An 18,738-nucleotide genomic window follows, 5' to 3' on the forward strand; every position below is an offset into this window, starting at 1 on the left:
ACTGTGGGCTGGCTCGTAAGTGTTGTCACCTGCAATAGCTACTCTTTTCTGGGAGAGTAAACGGTAACGGGGTAGGGATATCGAATGGCTGAACAATTCGACGTGAGCAATGCCAAAGAGGGCATCGGCAGGGCTCTGCGAGGCGCTTCCACACGCATCGTCGAGCAGGCTGAAAGCGTCAAGCAGACTGCCAAAGACGCTAGGGAAGCCGCCAGAGACAAAGCCGAAAAACTGGCCGCGAAGGCCGCGGACCCCTACGAGGAGGTCATAGCGGAGTACAACGCTGCCTTTACCGCCATGAGCGACAAGGGAGATACACTCCTGCGCCAGCGCGAACGGTCGGCGGACTTGATCGAGCTTGTCGAGCTGCTGGTGAATAGCATCGCGAACACGCCGAAGTCTTTCGACACCTCCTTAGGTGAAGTTGGCGCTCACAAAGCCCAGTTCTTGGATGCAGAGGAGTTCGCACGTAAGGATCTCGAAGCTGCGAGACATTCTGCTACTGGCGCCGGAGCCGGGTTCGCGACGGGAGCTGCAGTAGCGAGCGTTGCACCAACGGCTGCTATGTGGGTCGCGACCACTTTTGGCTCTGCATCCACTGGCACCGCGATTTCCACTCTCTCTGGAGCCGCCGCGAGCAACGCCGCTCTTGCCTGGCTTGGCGGCGGCGCCCTGGCTGCCGGAGGTGGAGGTACCGCTGCTGGCGGCGCTTTGCTCGCACTAGCCGGTCCTATCGGATGGACCGTCGCAGGAGCTTCCCTGCTCGCTTCGATCGCACTGTTCTCGAAGAGCAAGTTGGAGACTCGGGCGACAAAACAGCAAGAGCTGGCTGATGTGAATCGGAACATCGCGTCGGTCAAGGCTAGCGACGCTCAAATCGGTCATCTCCTTCAGAAGACCACTGCGCTTCGCGTCGAGCTGAGGAACTCCTATGTTGGAGCAATGCCATGCTTTGGCGCTGACTTCCGTTCGCTCTCGGCTTACCAGCAGGACAGCCTGGCAGTCCTCGTGAACAACACAAAGTCATGCGCGGCCCTGCTATCCACTCGTATTGGGCAAGGCACATCTGGTGAATGACTTCACGAAGTTCATCAAGAGCAATCAAGAGCAGGCTGTCGCTTCCTGGCTGAACTACCTCAATCAGATTCGAATTGACCGACTATTGAGCTCGTTGAGACAGCAGGACGAGAACCTCCTGAGCGCGCTCACCAGTATCGATGAAGCTGTCAGAAAGATCGACTTCGAGGTGATCAACTCCAATCGCGGGGGGCAGCACGGCATGCACGGGTTCATTGCCGAAATTGCGGAGGTGGGCATCGGCAATGCCCGCAAACAGATTTTCGGCCTGGAGCCGGTCTATCGGTGGGTCAACGACAACGGACCCGTGGACCTCATCCGAGGCGGCGTGGACATCCAGCAAAAGTTTGTCGCATCAGGGGGTCGCTTCTCACTGGGAGCAATCGCCGAACACCTGCAGAAGTACCCCGACTATGTGAAGAATGGCGGGAGGTACCAGATCCCCCGTGATCACTTCGAGGTGATCGAGAGGCTGCACTCCATGTCACCGGAGGAGGCAGGGAAACTATTATCGCGCAGCGGCGACGGACCGTCCTTCAGGGACTGGCGACGCGTTGACGCGTTCTTTCAGCAGGGTTCGATCGACCTTGAATCGCTCGAGCCTTCGGCGCTTGAGTACCGTCAGGCTCAAAGGGACGCGTACGAGTCCACCATGACAGCCGAGGAGAACTCCCTTCGTTCCACTGACCAGTCCCTCCGTGACAACGCCTACCAAGAGAGCCTGCCGACCCTGCAAGAAGCAGCGTCGGCCGCGTTTACAGCCGCCGCAGTCGAGGGCGGGACAGCTTTTGTGCTGGCAGTAGTCGCTAAGAAGCGGGCAGGGAAACAGCTTCGAGAGTTCAATCAGCAGGACTGGCTCGACATCGCAGGCGAAGCCGGCCTGAGTTTCGGCAAAGGCGGAGTCCGAGGCGCCAGCATCTATGCGCTGACGAACTTCACGGCCACGTCCGCAGCAGTCGCAAGCTCAATCGTCACCGCGTCCTTCGGCATCGCAGAACTGGCGAACAAGCTCCGCCGCGGCGAAATCACCGAGCTCGAGTTTGTTGAAAACTCGGAGCTCCTCTCCTTGGAGGCCGCCGTTAGCGCGCTGTCCTCCTACGTCGGCCAAGCGCTCATCCCCGTTCCCGTACTCGGCGCCGTCATTGGCAACACAATCGGCACCATCATGTACAAGACGGTTGCAACGTCTCTCTCGAAGAGAGAGGCCGAGCTAATCGAGCGTTACCTAGACGAGCAACGCGCCCTTGACGAGCAGCTTGCCGCCGAGCACCTAGCGCTCATCGAGAAGCTCGACGAAGGGATGTCCAACTATTTCGGGGTGCTTGAGCAAGCCTTCTCCCCCGACATGCAGATCGCACTCCTTGGGTCAGCCGAACTCGCACGACAACTTGCCGTCCCTGGGAGCGAGATCTTGGACTCCGAGGAGAAGATCCATGCATACTTCCTTGACTAATCATGTAGGGATTAAGGGGGCAGCCTGCTATGCGCAGCCCCGCTCCATCTGGTTCTGAGGTAACAAGCTTCGCCTAGGACGACGATGGCGCCGACATCCAATTCAGCGACGGCAGCAAATTGCGCACAGTATCCGGCCGGTGCCGACTGCGGGTTGAGCACTGCCCGCGAGGCAACCTGCATCGAGTTTTCCCGGCTGAGACACAAAGAGGAGCAACCTGATCGCCGAAGCCGAGGTAAGCGAGGAGGCCCCTGTGGAAATCCACATCGCTCAGGTAGGCGTCCGAGGCTCCCCCTGACGGCGACACTCGCCGACGTTCTCCAAAGCGCTGATCGGCATCTAGATAGCGACTTCGGCGTCCACTCCCCCACATGAATCTCACGGTCAAGGGACGCCATCCGCCAGGCTGCCGCCTACGCAGTGGCCGCGTGTTCCTGGTCAACCACGCGGCCCACATCCCCTCGCCGTCAGGCGGTCAGGGCATCGGGCTCGGGACCAGGACGCCGCGAATCTCGTTTGGAAGCTGCACTGGTGGTCAAGGGCATCGCAGCGGACCGCCTGTTGGACACTTAACACTCCGAGCGACTCTTCGCCGGTGGCCGCGCCATCCAGCACACGATAGCCCGACACGCGCGTAGCCGCATGAGCCACACGGACGCCGACCTGCTCACTATCGACGAGGCGCGCGAGCGGCTGGCGGGACTGATCATCGGCCTAAACGTCCACTGCGACTCCGCCTAAGGCCGCCCACTCCTCGGCCGTCGCAGCCCGACCTCGACATCGTCACCGCTGGCGGCCCGCGGCGCGTGATCAACCTCCTGCGCGATGCTCGACCAGTGCCCCTTATACCGGCGAAGTCAGGCAGGACCGATATGGATCTTTGGGCAACCCGGGTGCAGTTAGTGGATGCAAAGTACGACGGCGACTGGAACCTTCCGGTGATCGGTCCAGTCAGTGCGCCTTCCCTAGCGCTGATCCGGCCCGACGGTCATGTGGCGTGGAGCGAGAGCGGAACTCGGGGGAATGGAGGGCGCGTTGGCCAGCTGGTTCGGGTCGCCTCCGCAATAGTGCTCCATCGGCTCAAAAGCCATCAGTGAATCAACCAGCGACAACATCGCCGAAGTCTCTGGTGGGATCCGGTCGGAGCGTCGCTGGGCCTTCCCGTCACGCAGTGCCAGTACGATGACTCCAGTGAGATAACCGGTATCAACCAGCATGTATCCATCTGCCGTTGAACCGGACCGTCATCCGCACCTATTCACTCCTGGGGGAACATCGATGCGCCGTCTTGCCGTCACGTCCGCTGCCTTCGCAGTCTCGTTGCTATTAGTGGGTTGTTCTGACGAACCCGCACTCGTCATGCCTGATGTCACTGGAAAGCGTCTCGATGTCGCGATCAGCGATGTCGAACGGGCAGGAATCAACGACGAAGTTGAGGTTCTTGGGGGTGGCATGTTCGGCGTAGTTGACGAGTCAAACTGGACCGTCTGTAGCCAAGAGCCGAAAAACGGGGTGGAAGTCTCCATCGCCCCTCGCCTCACCGTCGAACGAAGCTGCGAGATGGATGGCACTCCCACCGCGGAGCCAAGCGATGAACCGGCCCAAGCTCCTAGTCAGGAATCGACTCAAGAACCAGAAGCGTCTCAGCCCGAGCCTGAGGCATACAGCTATAAAGGTCCGCAATATGAGATCGTCTCGGTCGATAGCAACCAAACCCCGGCGGGCCTGCATCAGTACTGGGTATACACAAGTGGGTTCGACTATTCGACAGACTCGTACAAAGACCAGATCAAAATGATCATCGCAGATATTGCGCATACGGAGCGCACAGACAAGTTCCTCGCGGAAGTTGTCACGGACAAGGAGATAGCTGAAGCGGAGTCGCCGTCCACGACCCAAAGTTTCATTGAGGAGCACGGCGACGAATATTTCCTCACCGCCATTCCGGAAAAAGAAAAGACCGGATGGGTTGCATCGTACACAGGCGGGTTTGACCGGAACACCGGAGAGCCTAGCGACTCCACCGAAGCTTTCGAGGTCATCTGGTTCATCGCCACGGATGCTGAAATCGAGAAGTGGAAGCCTCAAGTTGCGGGCTGAAGTGGCTGACCGCCGCTCACCCATCCCAGCTCGTGAGAGGTAACCTTCAGCCGCCGCTAGGGACTCGCTGAACGAACAGTGTGCCGGTGGCACAAGTCGTAGAGGAACCTTCTCATTCGGCGAACCAGATGCAACTGTCGTGTTTGATCGACGTTGCGAGGCTGAAGAGAAACGGAAGCTGTTCCGAACCGACGGCTTCGAGCTTTGATACGGTCACCACCACTGGTGCCGGCACCCGCCATTCTGGCAGGCCCATTTCGGCACTCCGTACTCAACCTTGCCCGTCGCTGAATACACGCGCTCCTGATAGTCGATGCAACAGCCCGCGAAGTATGTTTCGGGCGACTCTTCATAGGCATCCGGGCCAACCATCCCATAGGCGATAGGCCATGCGTCTCCGCCGCACACCGGGCACTTCTTGAGCCGCTTCCGTCGCGGCTTCTTCTCTGCTGATTCCATGCGCACACCATACGATCCGGGACTGACAAAGCTCGGCCATCGCCCCGCGCTAATCGACGCGCCTCCGATTCGTAACCGGCTATGACGCCGTCGACGGAAGGTTCGCGGCTAGAGCCAATCGATCGAAGTCTTCTGGGTACAACGTTGCGAGATCGACGATCTTGCCGTAGCTGCTGGCGCCGCGATGCCAAAGATAGCAAATCGTCCTGGTGCTGCCTCCAAGCGTCATTGTCAAGATGTTTTGGGAAGGATCAGGCCTGCCATTCGCTTCATCCATACCGAAGCGCGGGTACTCAGCTGACAATTGGGGGTATGCCTCCAACAGCGCTTTGCGCGCTTTCCCTCCCACAACGACAACCAACCCTGCAGGAGTGCCACCAAGGATTCGACTCATGTGCATCGAACTGCAGTGTGCGGCCGCCTCCGGAACGCCCTGCTCCTCCACCGATTTGCAGTGCACGACTTCGGTCATCACCGCGTTCTGATGCCACGGCGCCCCGTCGGAGATTAAAGCTTCGGTCTGTTCCTTGATCCATTTCCAATATTGCTCCGGCCTGCCCCGCGAAACGCAATCCTCCTTGAGGTGACGGAGTTCCTCATTGACCCACGAGTGGTTGCTATCGAATCGGTGAGTCATGAAATCAGCGATCAAGGCATCGTCCCAATCAGCCGTAGGATACTTCTCGGCCAGACGACGATACGTGGCCGTTGCTTCAGGGTGCGCAGCGCTAATCGACGGGTTAGAAGACAGGAAAACTACCTTTGCTGTGCCCAGACTCCCTGCCCACGCCTCGGGCACCTGAAATGGCCCAGCGTAGTGGTCTTGTGAGTGCACAACCTTGTGGCACGGATGCGAAGGATCAGCGGCAGCCTTCGGCACCTCAGGACAGCGGGCGACGCTCAGAGCAAGTTCTTCAAGGTGTACTGGCACTAATTCCCCCAAGGTCATCATTGGCTATGAGAAGGAGACTATCGGTTGCCTGAGACATTGCGTCACTTCATCAGCAGGGTCACGAGTCGCGGACTGGCTAGTGGCCGGGCATGTGCACATCGTCGGGACCCGGTATACCAGCGTCCGGTCCTGTCGGGTTCCCTTAGCCATCTGGCGCTGAAGCCTTCAAGAGAGAACCGATCGCGATCAATACGTCGGTCAGATTCTCGCTGGATAGCTCCGACAGCCGCACGTTCGGCCTTTTGTTCGCATACGAACGCCGAAGGGTTTCGGCCGCACCATGAGCCGCCGGAACCATAGCAAGCCGGTCCAGGAATTCATCGAAATGTCGTCTCGCCTCAGCATCCCGGTTCAGCACCTCCGCGCCAGCCGTGAAGTTGAACTCGATGAAGGTCGACTTCCCGCGGTAGTGATACACGTAGATCGTTCCTATGACGTCACCCGACGGAAGAGCTATCTGCAACCCGCCGGCCGGTACATCGGACTTGATACCGACCGGCGACCCCACGAATGGAATGTCCACCTCGGCAGCGCCATCAACCAACGCCTCAAAGCGAGCCAGATTACCGGCGTCGTTCTCTTCGACCCAGCGACGATTCTGCTCGAGCGTCCAATGCTTTTTGTTCTTTTCTGCGACCGCGATCTTCTCTTCGGCCAGCTCCAACCCATACGTCCGCGGCATCAGTACTTCGACACCAGACCCATACATTCGCGTGTACTCAACGGCAATCACCGATGTCTGTGGCCCAGACATCGCGTTGAGATACCCAACCATGCGCTTCAGCGACGAGTTGATCGCGTCTACGGCAAACACAATGCGGAAGCACCCCTCACGCAAATTCCCACCGACCGCGTCGCGGACTTCCGGATTCCCAAACGTACCTTCCAGCGTTCCCTTCCTGCCAAGCTCCCAACGACGCTCGAACTCGTCAATGTGCATGTTGAAGAAGCCCGATGCGTAGTCGAACATCTGGCCCACGATTACTCTGCGAATGTCCTTATTGGTGGCTAGCTTGCATTCCACGAGGGTCAAAGTGCCGTCCGGATCCACGACGACGATGTCAGCCGGCCCTGCACCCGACTGAAATTCCCGACTGGCAACCGCACCAGCACCAACACCTGGAATCAATTGCGGGTGCTCGACGAGGAGGCGCTGGAGGTCCGCCTCGTGACCGAAACCCCGTTCAACCGGCTCAAGCCATTGCCCCCCGTCAGCGCGCACCAGTATCTCGCTCATGTCCTGCTCCGTCCTACAAAGCATCGATGAGCCCACTGTGAACGCGATCAGGGAATAGCACAACCGGGTGATGCTCACCTGAACACTGTGAGCGCTTCCAAGCTGGATGAAGCGGGACCGAGATTCTCTGCCGTGAGGGACTCCCGTGCGCTGAACTCCTGTAATCCGAACTATTGTGTACTGCTAGAGTCCCGACATGAACTACGAATTCAGCTCATATGTAGATAGGTTGACCGAGGTTTGCCGGACCGAATTCGGTGACGAGTCGAGGTGGTTCGACCCAAAGGGATACAGGGACGCGCTTGCCCTTTGCATAATCGATTCGATCTACTCGACCGGGTCGCACTATAAAAGCGTGATCAACGTTGTGAATGAGTACTGGAGTTACCGCGTTACACAGGGCGCAGATCCGAGTCGCGACGGCGCTCAGGAACTATCAGCAACCTTCGAGGAAGTTGGCGGAAGCGAGCAGTGGGCAGCACTCGTTGATAACCGCAAACCGGCCCATACGAGTGCCGGTGCGCCGCTCAAAGCGGAAGTTGTCAGACAGGCTGCCATTGCACTTCGAGAAATTGGCATCCTCACCACACAGGATTTGCGCGACGAATACGAAAAGGACGAAACGCTGAGCCGCGTGAAGTCGGTCTGGCTCAAGCTGCCCAGCCAATCCTCCGGTATCACCTTCAACTACCTCCTCATCCTCGCCGGTCTGCAATCGGTCAAGGCTGACCGAATGATTCTTCGATTCATTCAGCAGCACACTGACCTTGGTCGGTCGGAAATCAGTCCTCACCAGGCCGCAACCCTCATCAAGCGTGTAGCGGATGCTTACCCCACAACAGCGCGGAAATTAGATCACGTCATCTGGCGGCACACCTCGGGGCGAGAGCATCTCAGGCCCGAAACGGTCGACGTCGGATGATCGCTAGCTCTGCCCTATCGCCCGAGCTCTGTGTGCACCAAGATTCGCTCAACATGCGGCATTTCGCAGAGCACGCTATCGCTCGAAGAGGCGTCACCCTCAACAGCTCCTGAACATACAATGGTGTGAATCACGATTCCGCAGAAGGTGGCGGGACATTCTGGGGGTACTACTAACCATGTCGTCAGACGCCGATGTCGAACCGCAAGGCGAACGCCGTTACGTTTTGAAGCTGATTGACTTTCTGTCGGAGTACGACGCTCAGCGAAACCAACCAGTTCGCAACATCGCGGATTACCGCATGTTCCGGCTTCCACAGCAGTCACTTCCAGAGCATGAAGCCGTCACGCTTCGTCCCTCGGATAGCGAATGGCTTGCCGTCGACTTCATTGACCTGCCGAAAGCACCCTCTGTCCCAGAACAGTTGTGGCCGAACATTGAAAACGGGACCAAGTTATCGGCATCCAGCCGACCGAGAGTGACTGTTCCGAAACCAAACTTCGAAGCGTTAGACACTGAGCTACGGAGGTTCCTGGATACTGCGGTCGATGGCGAGGAACCACCTTCACGCCTCATAACCAGCGACGCAGATCGTGAGAGACAACAAGCCGCTTATGAACAGCAGGTCCGCCTCGCCGAGCAGTGGATTGACAGTGAGTGGTTGCCATGGTCGGAACGCTATAAGTCTGATTCAGCTGTGAAGACCTTGCACAGGAGTATCTTCGAACAGCGCGAGAGTCTACTCCTCGAACGTGAGGCTGTGGAACTGGTCTGGGGTTTTGGGCGGGCCCGGTGGTCAGTGGACGGCTATATCGTTGACCACCCACTCCTGACCATCCCGGTGGAGATCTCGCTTGATCAGAACAGCCAGCGCATCTCTGTATTGCCCGCAGGTCCAGTCGAGGTTGAGATTCGTTACCTCGCCGGGATCTCTCTACACGATCGCCAATCCTTATCCAGCGCGCGCCAGTCCGTAGACGAAAGCGAGCTGGACCCTTGGAACCCGGAAGAAGTGGTCGACCTCTTTCGTCGCATTGCTCGTTCGATCGACGACAATGCAGTTGTCGAAAATGCTGCAGGCTTGCCCACTTCGTACTTGGCTGTAGATCATTCCTGGACTCTTTACGCGCGACGACGCGTCCCGGACTCCCAGGGTTTCCTTGACGAGATGCGAGCAATCTACCTGGCAAACGGTGTCATATCAGATCCGCTCCGCGACGTAGTTGCTCGAACGAGTGACAAACCGGTGACTGACGTGGAGAACGCCGACAGGTCATCTCCGGATAGCTCAGAACCGTTGTTACTACCTCTGGCCACGAACGAAGAGCAAAAGCGGATCCTCGAGCTCGCACAACGGCATCCTGGCGTTACGGTGCAGGGGCCTCCTGGAACTGGAAAATCACACACCATCGCTAACCTGATCAGCCACTTCGTCGCCTACGGCCAGCGTGTACTGGTGGTGGCGGAAAAAGAACAGGCGCTGAAGGTACTTTCCGACAAGATACCTGAGGGGATTCGCGACCTCACCGTCTCGGTACTCGGTGCTGACGAACAGAGCCGCAAATCACTTGAGAAAGCAGTGACGACGATCCAGTCGAAGGTCGACACAATGGACCCTCGTGCCGCGGACGATGTGATAAACAGACTCCGGATGGACCTTGACGCGGCGAACCGCGGAATCGCCTTGACAACCACGCAGATGCTGCGCGCCAGACAAGCAGAAGTGGATAGGGCACCTGGTAGTTGGATACCGGGTGATAACCCGACGCCACAAGTGGCCGCCGAGTGGGTCCGCAGCAATGCCGATGCACTCGGATATATTTCTGACGCGATCGATCTCTTCGCGAAGCCGCCCCTTTCCGACACCGAGTATGCGGAATACATAGCTCTGCTCGAGGAAGTCGGGCTCGAACAAGCTCGGGACGCTCTCTCTCATCTTCCCTCGCTGGAGTCGGTTCCGTCGAGCGCCAGCCTCCGAGAAATCCTCGACACGATCGCCTCCGGTGACCGACGTGCTGCGGCGGTCCGTACCTCGTTCTTCGACTGGGATAGATTCGTACTTGCTTCGGCCAGCGCGGTGCGGAAGGTGCAAACATCGCTCAGCGAGTACGCCGAACATTTGAGCAGTCTCGAATTGTCCGCATACTCGAACCTTTTGACCCGTCTCTCGGACAATCTGTTGCGTGAAGAGTTGTCGGAGTACTACGAAGCGATAAGCAGGCTCCGACAGGAGGCCATCCAACATCGTCGAGCCTTAATGGCTTCAGTGGTCAAGCTTGGTACTCCCGCAACCCAAGAGCTACTCAGCCAAATAGTCGAAGCACAGAAACATCTCGCCGTGACGGGCAAGCTCGGTCTGTTTGACCGGCAACATAAACGCGCTCTCTCCGCTTTTCGGGTCGACGGTCGCGTTCCGCAAAGCGCGGAAGCAGCCTCATTATGCATCGCAGCAACCTTGCTCCATCTAACTCGACAACATATTGCACGGTTGTTCTTGAATCAATCGCCTCTTGCAGGGCAAATCCAGTTGGGCGAGAGGCCGGAAGACGACGTCGCGGCTGAAGTCGACCGGCTGAAGGAACTTCTTGACATACCCAGCCGGCGCCGCGACCTTGAGAACGAATTGGAAGTTCTCGGTATCCGTTCCGCGGACCTCGCCAAAGCAGAATCTTCTTCCAAGTTGGCGAAGGACATCGATGAAGCGGCATATCACTTCCGTTCGGTCGACGCCCTAGAACAAATCAAAATCCTGATCCAGGTGCTTCGAAAGGGCCAGAACCAGGCGGACGCGTCGCCCCTATGGGCGGCGTTACTGGAGGTGCTTCACGAGCGGAATCTCGAACGTTGGGACGTCCTCCGGAAAGAAGCGTCCAAGCTCCTAAGCCTCGTTGAGCCAGCTCGGCGACTAGTGGAGCTCGACTCTCGCCTACTGGAAGTCGCTCCTGAATGGCGCCAGACTCTGGTGTCCGACCCTGCTCACGCGCCATCGCGGCAGTCCGTAGCCGCGGCCTGGCAATGGCGCCAGCTTGATTGTTGGGTCAGTGGCGTGACAACTCAAGCGTCCCCAGCAGAGTTACAGCACGAGCTCGACAATCTCGGCCAGCAACGCCGCCGCACCGTCTCGCGACTGGTGGAAGCGCTCGCCTGGCGGCGACTCTCGGATAACCTCGGCCCATCTCAGCGACAAGCATTGCAGGCATATCTTAAAGCTGTCACCCGATACGGTAAGACTGGCGGCAAATACGCGCAGCGCTGGATTCGCGAAATGCGGGAAGCACTGAACGACTCCAAAGACGCCGTACCCGTCTGGATCATGACGACCTCCCGCGCCGTGACCAGCTTCCGGCCATCCGAGCAGCCTCCCTTCGACGTCTTGATTGTGGACGAGGCCTCCCAGATCGGATTCGAAGCGCTCCCCCTCCTTTCGCTGGCCAAGAAGGCGATCGTGGTTGGCGACGACAAGCAGACGAGTCCGGAGCACGTAGGCATGGATCGTCAAAAAGTGTTCGACATCATGGACGATCACCTAGCTGACGTCCCGAAGTACCGCACTCTGTTCGATCCCGACAACAGCCTGTATGACCTCGCTATTCAGAAGTTCGCCACTCCCGTCATGCTCTCGGAACACTTCAGATGTCTCCCCGAAATCATAGAGTTTTCGAACGTTCAGGCTTACAACCGCAGGATCGTCCCTCTACGCGACCAACCACCGCAGCCAGGGTGGGTTCCGCTGGGGGTCCTTCGTGTGACGGACGGCTATCGTGAAGGCGACATCAACGAGCCCGAGGCACTACAAGTCGCCAATCTCGTCATGGAGATGTGCGCGGATGGACGTTATGACGGCATGTCTTTCGGCGTGGTGACGCTCCTCGGCACGAGTCAAGCAAAATTGATCTGGGAGAAACTCTATGAGTTGTTAGGCCCGGAGCAAATGGAGGAGCGCGAGGTCCGCTGTGGCGAAGCGGCGAACTTCCAAGGGGACGAGCGCGATGTCGTCATCATATCGACGGTCGTTGCACCCGACCCAAACCTTCCCAGCACCCGATTCGGCGCTATGACCAGCGTCAAGGACTTACGCAAGATCAATGTCGCTGCTTCCCGTGCCAGGAATCAAATGTGGGTCGTTACCTCCGTCGATCCGGATATGCTCCCAAACGGGGATTTGCGAGCCGCATTGATTCGGCACTGTTCATCGTTTGTATCCTCGGCTCCCGAGCAACAAAAAGTCCTGGAAGCATGCGAGTCTGAGTTCGAACGAAGTGTAGTGAACGACCTGTTGGCTCGTGGGTATGGCGGCGTCGAGGTGCAAAAGACGGTGGGTCGCTACAGGCTCGACATCGTCGTCTCCGGCCCTGAACGGCGTCTTGCGATTGAGTGCGATGGCGACCGCTGGCACGGACCGGATGTGTGGCACCAGGATCGAGCACGCCAAGAAGTTTTAGAGCGGGCTGGCTGGACCTTTGAGCGCGTTCGCGGCTCCGCCTATTATCGTGATCCTGTCGCGGCCATGGCGCCTGTCTGGGAACACTTGAATTCTCTCGGTATTCCCACGGGAGACGAGTGGATTGAAGGACCACAGCGATCAGTTGTGCGGGAGGTCGATTCCGGGATTTTCCCTAGTCGAGTGACGGAAGAGGACACCCCACTCCTCTCAGAGGTGGGTGGTGAGAGCGTCTCTGCATCGGAAACGGTGGAGGCGACGGTACCTGCCGAAGCGGGTGCGCAAATATCCGTTCCGTTAGAAGCGGCCGAGATAGATAAATCGTCTGCAGAAGGAGAGCCAGCGGAACCGCTGACCCACGCCTCCGATGAGGATTCTCGAAGCCTTGTCGGGACGGAAACAAATTCTCATTCGGCGGTCCTCGTGGGTTCCGTTGATGAGGAGGAACAGCAACTCATTTCTGAGGAAGCAACCGCGCCTTCAACTACCTTTGTGGCCCTGTCGCCGTATGAGAAGTGGCCGCTGCACCCAATGCCTCCTGCCACGGACAGGAACATCAGACATGTTCAGCAGGGCTTGGTCGAAATCCTGCGAATTGAAGGCCCCATGATCGCGCGCCAAGCATATCTGCGGTACCAGCAGGCGACGGGTGGGCAAAGGGTAGGGAAATCGCTTCAGTCTACTTTTAATGTCGCAACAAGCCGTGCGCTTCGGGATGGTTCAATAGCGCGTTTAGACGACGGTATCCCTGGAGTTGTGAATGCCACCCTCTACATCCCAGGCAAGGATCCCGTTCGTATTCGACAGCTCGGCCCACGCACGCTATTCGAGGTTCCTCAATCAGAGCTGCTGGCAATCATGGAGCTTCTGACCGCGAATGGAGTTCATGAGTGGGACCTCGATCGTGAGCTGTTGAACGCATTGGGGTTGAAGCGGATGACAGTGCGGACGTCTGAGTACCTGCAGGAGTGCCGCAGATATACCTGGCGAGTTTGAATTGCAACGACGCTAGTCGCCCTAACCTGAGCAACCGAAAGGGAAAGTCCATGAAGCTATCAACGATTCTGGATCAGATCGACAGTCAAGATATGGCTCTTCCTGAATTTCAGCGTGGCTATGTTTGGAACCGGCAGCAAGTACGCAGCTTGTTCACGTCGCTGTACAAGGGTTATCCCATCGGCGGTTTCATGACCTGGAACACCCATTCCGCGGCGGCCCGAACGCGCGGTCAGGAGAGCGACCGGGAAGGAAGCGTCAAGCTCCTCTTAGATGGCCAGCAGCGAGCGACGACGCTGTACGGAGTCATGCGTGGCACGCCTCCGAAGTTTTTTGAAGGAAATGCGCAAGCGTTCACGGACCTGTACTTCCACGTCCATGACGAGGTCTTTGAGTTCTACGCGCCGGTGAAGATGAAGGACAACCCCTCGTGGATCAACGTGTCCGAGCTGATGGTGAAAGGCGTCGAAAGATACCTTTCGTCCCATTCGGACATTGCCGCTCTGGGACCGGTTGAGATGCTGAAGGTGATGGCTCGGATAACGAAACTAGGCGACATCCAACATCGAGATGTGCACATAGAAGAAGTCAGTGGGGCGGACAAGACCGTAGATGTGGTTGTCGACATTTTCAACCGTGTGAACTCAGGAGGGACCAAGCTGTCGAAGGGCGATCTCGCGCTAGCCAAAATCTGCGCTTCTTGGCCCGAGGCGAGGGCCGAGATGAATGGACATCGTGAGCGGTGGGCGGCCGCGGGCTATAAGTTCAGCCTTGAGTGGCTCCTTCGCAACGTGAATGCGGTCCTCACGGGAGAAGCCCTCTTCACAGCTCTCGCCCGAGTACCCGAGGAAGACCTCCGCAGCGGCCTCAAGGAAACCGCAAATCTTGTGTCCATCGTCCTCGATGTCATTGCCGCTCGTCTTGGTCTGGATTTCGACCGCGTATTTCCTGCCCGTTTCGCCGTCCCCATCATGGCTCGATACCTACACAACAACGGTGGGCGATTCCCGAATGCTGGTGAGCGCGATCGCCTCCTTACTTGGTACATCCATGCGGCCATGTGGGGCCGCTTCGCCGGGTCGACGGAGTCTTATCTGAACGTGGACCTCAAAGCTGTCGATGAAGGCGGCATCGAGGGTCTGATGTCTCAGATGCTGCGCACACGTGGAGATCTCATCGTCCGCGAGGCAGACTTCGGTGGAAATACGCTCGGCGCACGTTTCTACCCCATGCTGTACCTTCTCACTCGCACGCAGGGCGCCAAGGACTTCACAACTGGTATCGCGCTATCCGCACACATGCTGGGTAGAAACTCCTCTCTGCAGGTCCATCACATCTTCCCGAAGGCCCGTCTATATGAAGCGGGATACACGAAGGAAGAAGTCAATGCCGTAGCGAACTACTGCTTCCTCACCCAGGATGCGAATCTAGACATCACAGATCGAGACCCTGCAGAGTATTTTCCAGCAGTCGAGTCAGCCTTCCCCGGCGCCCTGGCAAGTCAGTGGGTGCCCCAGGATAAAACTCTATGGACTATCGACCGGTATAAGGAATTCCTAGCCGCTCGTAGGCAACTTCTCGCCGACGCTATGAATAGGGTGCTCGAAGAATTGTGGAATGGAACCGCCGGTGCAGATCTTGAACGCTCGGCGCTCGCTCCCGTGACCGCGGGGTCAATCGCAGGAGTTCAAGAATTGATTCAAGACCTGGCTGCGAGAGGTTTTGCAGAAGGGGAAGTCGACAGCGAGGTTAGAGATCATGAGTCAGACGAACTAATTTGTGTCGTTGAAGCGAAATGGTCTGACGGACTTCAACCTGGAATGACCCCTCCCCTCGTCTTGGAGCTGGACGGCAATGGTGAAGAGCTAAATCGCCTGGCCAGCCTTGGCTACCTCGTCTTCACGGACATTGAAGCTGTTAGAGAGCATGCGGGAGACATTGAGCTGACACCCGTTCCTTGATGAAAACGCGTCGTCACTCGCTGTCGAAGCGCAAATTCATGCCCGCTCCTTCGTGTCGAACTCAGGGGTTCACATCGCATTTGAGGTTCAGATCGAAGACATGATGCGGGTCAGGCACTTACCATTCATAAGTAAGACGCAATTCACAAAAGGGGATTCAGATGAAGTTCAAGTGGGTCCCTTCGCGCACGCCTAAACGGGCTGCTACACCGTCGCCCTTTGCTGCCGAAGTTGGGACCCCCAACCGGTCGACCCCTGACCGCCCAAAGACCACCGGGCAAGAGGTGTCTGCGGAGCCGAGGGAGTCTGTCCGGCCGACGACCTCGATTGAGTCAGGGAATACGACGGCGGCACCCCCTAAACCGACGGAAACGAAACACCTTCCGAGACCCCCCGCTTCTTCAGTTCCCGAGCTCGAAGGTGACGGAGCGGCCGCTGTCGAACACCGCGGAAGCCACATACAGATCATTGCTGCGGCTGGCTCTGGGAAGACAGAGGTTGTTTCGCAGCGAGTTGCCTCTCTTCTCGCCGATGGAGAGCCGCCGGAGTCAATTGTCGCTTTCACATTCACGGAGAAGGCGGCGGCGGAGTTGAAGGAGCGCATTCGTGAGCGCGTGACATCTTTACGCGGCCCGGAAGCAAGCGACCAGCTCGGTCGCCTGTTCGTGGGAACGATTCACGCCTATTGCTTTCGTATGCTTCAGACGTACGTGCCGAAGTATGAGACCTACACGCCTCTCGACGCGAATCAGCTCACCAATCTGCTGTTCCGAGAGAGCAACCGACTGGGTATAAAGACCCTCGCAGCACAAGGGGGATTGTTCCGCAGCATCCGGATGTTCCAGCGAGGCGTGGACGTCATCGAGAACGAGCTGTTAGATGTGGCAACGCTTCCCGATGACTCCTTCCGAAAAGCGGTGGTGGAGTACTACGCGATGCTCGATCGCTATCAATTTATGTCCTTCGGTACGCAAATCTCTCTCGCCGTCCAGGCACTCGAGAATCCCGAGATTCATGCTGAAGTCACAAAACCACTGAAGCATCTCGTCGTGGACGAATATCAGGATGTCAACCTGGCACAAGAGCGGCTAATCTCTCTGCTGTCTAAGCCGCATGGCTCTGTCGATTTGGTCGTGGTTGGCGACGACGACCAAGCCATATATCAGTGGCGGGGCTCGGCAGTGGAGAACATAGTCACGTTCGATAAGCGGTACCCGAACGTGAGGCAGTTCCGGCTGTTGACCAACCGCCGCTCTCGACCCGGTGTAGTCGAAGTCGCAAACGCTTTCGCTAAGACAATCCCGGCACGCATTGAGAAAGACATGGAGCCGTTTAGGCAAGGGGATGGCCCGTCTGTCGCGTTTTCGCGGAATGCAGGCACGGAAGACGACGAAGCGAATGAGATCGCGAGGCAAATTCTCGAGTTTCGTCAGGCCGGCGTACCGTTCAACAACATCGCGATTCTGGTACGAGGCAGGGCAGCGTATCCAGCGATACTCAGCGCACTTGCCAAGGATCAAATTCCCGTCCAGCCTGGCGGACGCACCGGACTCTTCGCTCAGCCCGAAGCGGAGGTCCTCGCCGCTACATACGCGTGGATTGCAGACGTCGACTGGTCTGCGGAACAGTTTGGTTTCCGTCAGACGGTGACGCTGGAACGGCTCTTGGATGACTATTCGCGCATCTTCGAGTTGAACGCGGTGCGCCATGCGGCGTTGAGCAAGCACCTGGTTGCATGGAAAGAAGCTGCGCTCGCAAGTAGTTTTAACGAAAATCTTGTAGGGGATTTCTACGTTCTTGCCGAGTTGCTTGGCGTCAATGAATGGGACTTCGCTAACGAATTTACGCGAAACCGTCTGGGCACCCTCGCGCGTTTCACCAACGTCCTAGCAGATTACGAAGGCGTGAATTGGCGGGCGCGAAGAGACCCAGACCATCCTGGGGAACAAGTGGGTGCGCGGAGTGGTGGCGAGTGGTTCTATAAGGCCTTCGCGATCGTGCTTTCCAATTACGCAGTCGGCAGCTATGACGACTTCGCGGGCGAGGAGGACCTGTACGAAGATGGCGTTGCACTCGGAACGGTACACGGCGCGAAGGGCCTGGAATGGCCCGTGGTTTTTCTTCCTTCCCTAGTGAAGACCCGCTTCCCCTCAAGCAAGAATGGCATGGCGCAGGAATGGCCGCCTTCACTACTTGGACGATTCGATGTTGGGCGATATCAAGGCACAGACGCTGACGAACGCCGCCTGTTTTATGTTGCAGTTACGCGCGCTCGAGATGCCGTTCTGCTCTCTTGCCACTCGCTGATGGGCAGTGGAAAGAAGCGAAACGCGTCACCGTACTACGACTACGTGCGTCAAATCTTCGACGACGACGGGAAGCCAACTTCCGTTGCTGGCAAAACGCGGGTGACAGAGGCAGAGGTGGCTCTCACCTACAGCGAACTCGCGGCTTTCGAGTCCTGTCCTCGTAGCTATATGTTGAAGAACGAACTCGGCTTTATGCCAACGATCCAGGCAGAACTCGGCTACGGGAATGCTGTTCACCACACCATGCGAGTGCTCGCTGAGAGAACGAAAGCGACTGGGACACTTCCAACCGAGAAGCAAGTCAACCAGCTGCTCGATTCTGAGTTCTTCCTACCGTTCGCGAACAAGGCCGGGCATAAGGAGATGCGGGAAAAGGCTCGCAAGCTGGTCCATCAGTACGTATCGGATCACCCGTCCGACCTCCTACGTACCTGGGCCACCGAACGCCCTTTCGAACTGTACCTTGACGGTGTTGTCATCTCGGGCAGAGCGGACGTTATCTATGACGAGCACGACGGCCAAGTCGGTAGTCTCGCAATCGTCGATTACAAAACTTCGACAGGCGAACAGGCCAATCCGCTTCAGCTTCAGATCTACGCCAATGCCGGTCGCAGAGAAGGACTCGATGTCTCTGCAGCATTCATCCACGACCTCGGCACTACTCAGCGATATGACGTCAATGTCGGTCAGCATGCCGTCGCGTCTGCAGAGGTGGCGGTGATCGCCACGGTCGAGAGTCTCCGGCGACGCGAGTATGAGCCTCGGCCGGAGCGCACTAAGTGCCGCATGTGCGACGTCCGAAGGCTCTGCAATGCAGCGAGGGTCCGGTAG

General features: G+C 57.8%; 11 protein-coding genes and 1 pseudogene. 8 read left to right on the plus strand and 4 right to left on the minus strand.

All coding sequences use genetic code 11. From position 1 onward, the window contains the following. Positions 1-84 precede the first annotated feature (84 nt). From ABFX19_RS13560 to ABFX19_RS16105, 3 genes and pseudogenes are all read left to right on the plus strand, one after another. Positions 85-1,077, plus strand: a complete 993-nt coding sequence (locus tag ABFX19_RS13560; protein ID WP_346028583.1) for a hypothetical protein — start codon at positions 85-87, stop codon at positions 1,075-1,077. Next, on the plus strand, positions 1,070-2,530 hold the full coding sequence (locus ABFX19_RS13565; protein WP_346028584.1) for a hypothetical protein: 1,461 nt from the start codon (positions 1,070-1,072) through the stop codon (positions 2,528-2,530). The genes ABFX19_RS13560 and ABFX19_RS13565 overlap by 8 nt, the downstream gene beginning before the upstream one ends. 806 nt (positions 2,531-3,336) lie before the next feature. Further along, positions 3,337-3,489: pseudogene (locus ABFX19_RS16105) on the plus strand (FAD-dependent monooxygenase); the annotation flags it as partial. Between the two features lie 6 nt (positions 3,490-3,495). Here ABFX19_RS16105 and ABFX19_RS13570 read toward each other — a convergent pair. Next, on the minus strand, positions 3,496-3,747 hold the full coding sequence (locus ABFX19_RS13570; RefSeq protein WP_346028585.1) for a hypothetical protein: 252 nt from the start codon (positions 3,745-3,747) through the stop codon (positions 3,496-3,498). 61 nt (positions 3,748-3,808) lie between these two features. Here ABFX19_RS13570 and ABFX19_RS13575 point away from each other — a divergent pair, with 61 nt between their 5' ends. After that, entirely contained in the window at positions 3,809-4,630 is an 822-nt protein-coding gene (locus tag ABFX19_RS13575; RefSeq protein WP_346028586.1) for a hypothetical protein, read from the plus strand. Positions 4,631-4,843: 213 nt separating this feature from the next. Here the strand turns inward: ABFX19_RS13575 and ABFX19_RS13580 are convergent, their stop codons facing one another. From ABFX19_RS13580 to ABFX19_RS13590, 3 genes are all read right to left on the minus strand, one after another. Next, the gene (locus ABFX19_RS13580; protein WP_346028587.1) at positions 4,844-5,089 is read right to left on the minus strand and encodes a hypothetical protein; all 246 of its coding nucleotides are present in this window, start codon (positions 5,087-5,089) and stop codon (positions 4,844-4,846) included. A 79-nt stretch (positions 5,090-5,168) separates the two neighbouring features. Next, positions 5,169-6,041 carry a hypothetical protein gene (locus ABFX19_RS13585; protein ID WP_346028588.1) on the minus strand — a complete coding sequence of 291 codons (873 nt, stop codon included), beginning with the start codon at positions 6,039-6,041 and terminating at the stop codon, positions 5,169-5,171. 142 nt (positions 6,042-6,183) lie between these two features. Continuing rightward, on the minus strand, positions 6,184-7,278 hold the full coding sequence (locus ABFX19_RS13590; RefSeq protein WP_346028589.1) for a hypothetical protein: 1,095 nt from the start codon (positions 7,276-7,278) through the stop codon (positions 6,184-6,186). 196 nt (positions 7,279-7,474) lie between these two features. Between ABFX19_RS13590 and ABFX19_RS13595 the strand changes: the two genes are divergently transcribed. The 4 genes from ABFX19_RS13595 to ABFX19_RS13610 all read left to right on the plus strand — a co-directional run bounded on the left by ABFX19_RS13595 (position 7,475) and on the right by ABFX19_RS13610 (position 18,738). Further along, a complete protein-coding gene (locus tag ABFX19_RS13595) occupies positions 7,475-8,200 on the plus strand; it encodes a hypothetical protein (protein WP_346028590.1) in 726 nt (241 codons plus the stop codon). Positions 8,201-8,378: 178 nt separating this feature from the next. Beyond that, a complete protein-coding gene (locus tag ABFX19_RS13600; protein ID WP_346028591.1) occupies positions 8,379-13,637 on the plus strand; it encodes an AAA domain-containing protein in 5,259 nt (1,752 codons plus the stop codon). 50 nt (positions 13,638-13,687) lie between these two features. Next, positions 13,688-15,598, plus strand: coding sequence for a GmrSD restriction endonuclease domain-containing protein (locus ABFX19_RS13605; RefSeq protein ID WP_346028592.1), 1,911 nt, complete (start codon positions 13,688-13,690; stop codon positions 15,596-15,598). Between the two features lie 161 nt (positions 15,599-15,759). Next, the gene (locus ABFX19_RS13610; protein ID WP_346028593.1) at positions 15,760-18,738 is read left to right on the plus strand and encodes an ATP-dependent helicase; all 2,979 of its coding nucleotides are present in this window, start codon (positions 15,760-15,762) and stop codon (positions 18,736-18,738) included.

Source organism: Arthrobacter parietis (genome assembly GCF_039530425.1).
In the GTDB taxonomy this organism is placed as follows: Bacteria; Actinomycetota; Actinomycetes; order Actinomycetales; family Micrococcaceae; genus Arthrobacter_D; species Arthrobacter_D parietis.

What these genes read in the sequence shown, in the direction of transcription:
- ABFX19_RS13590 (WP_346028589.1), bottom strand. Translation starts at nt 7,278, where the DNA reads ATGAGCGAGATACTGGTGCGCGCTGACGGGGGGCAATGGCTTGAGCCG.
- ABFX19_RS13595 (WP_346028590.1), top strand. Translation starts at nt 7,475, where the DNA reads ATGAACTACGAATTCAGCTCATATGTAGATAGGTTGACCGAGGTTTGC.
- ABFX19_RS13580 (WP_346028587.1), bottom strand. Translation starts at nt 5,089, where the DNA reads ATGGAATCAGCAGAGAAGAAGCCGCGACGGAAGCGGCTCAAGAAGTGC.
- ABFX19_RS13605 (WP_346028592.1), top strand. Translation starts at nt 13,688, where the DNA reads ATGAAGCTATCAACGATTCTGGATCAGATCGACAGTCAAGATATGGCT.
- ABFX19_RS13570 (WP_346028585.1), bottom strand. Translation starts at nt 3,747, where the DNA reads ATGCTGGTTGATACCGGTTATCTCACTGGAGTCATCGTACTGGCACTG.
- ABFX19_RS13575 (WP_346028586.1), top strand. Translation starts at nt 3,809, where the DNA reads ATGCGCCGTCTTGCCGTCACGTCCGCTGCCTTCGCAGTCTCGTTGCTA.
- ABFX19_RS13600 (WP_346028591.1), top strand. Translation starts at nt 8,379, where the DNA reads ATGTCGTCAGACGCCGATGTCGAACCGCAAGGCGAACGCCGTTACGTT.
- ABFX19_RS13560 (WP_346028583.1), top strand. Translation starts at nt 85, where the DNA reads ATGGCTGAACAATTCGACGTGAGCAATGCCAAAGAGGGCATCGGCAGG.
- ABFX19_RS13610 (WP_346028593.1), top strand. Translation starts at nt 15,760, where the DNA reads ATGAAGTTCAAGTGGGTCCCTTCGCGCACGCCTAAACGGGCTGCTACA.
- ABFX19_RS13585 (WP_346028588.1), bottom strand. Translation starts at nt 6,041, where the DNA reads ATGATGACCTTGGGGGAATTAGTGCCAGTACACCTTGAAGAACTTGCT.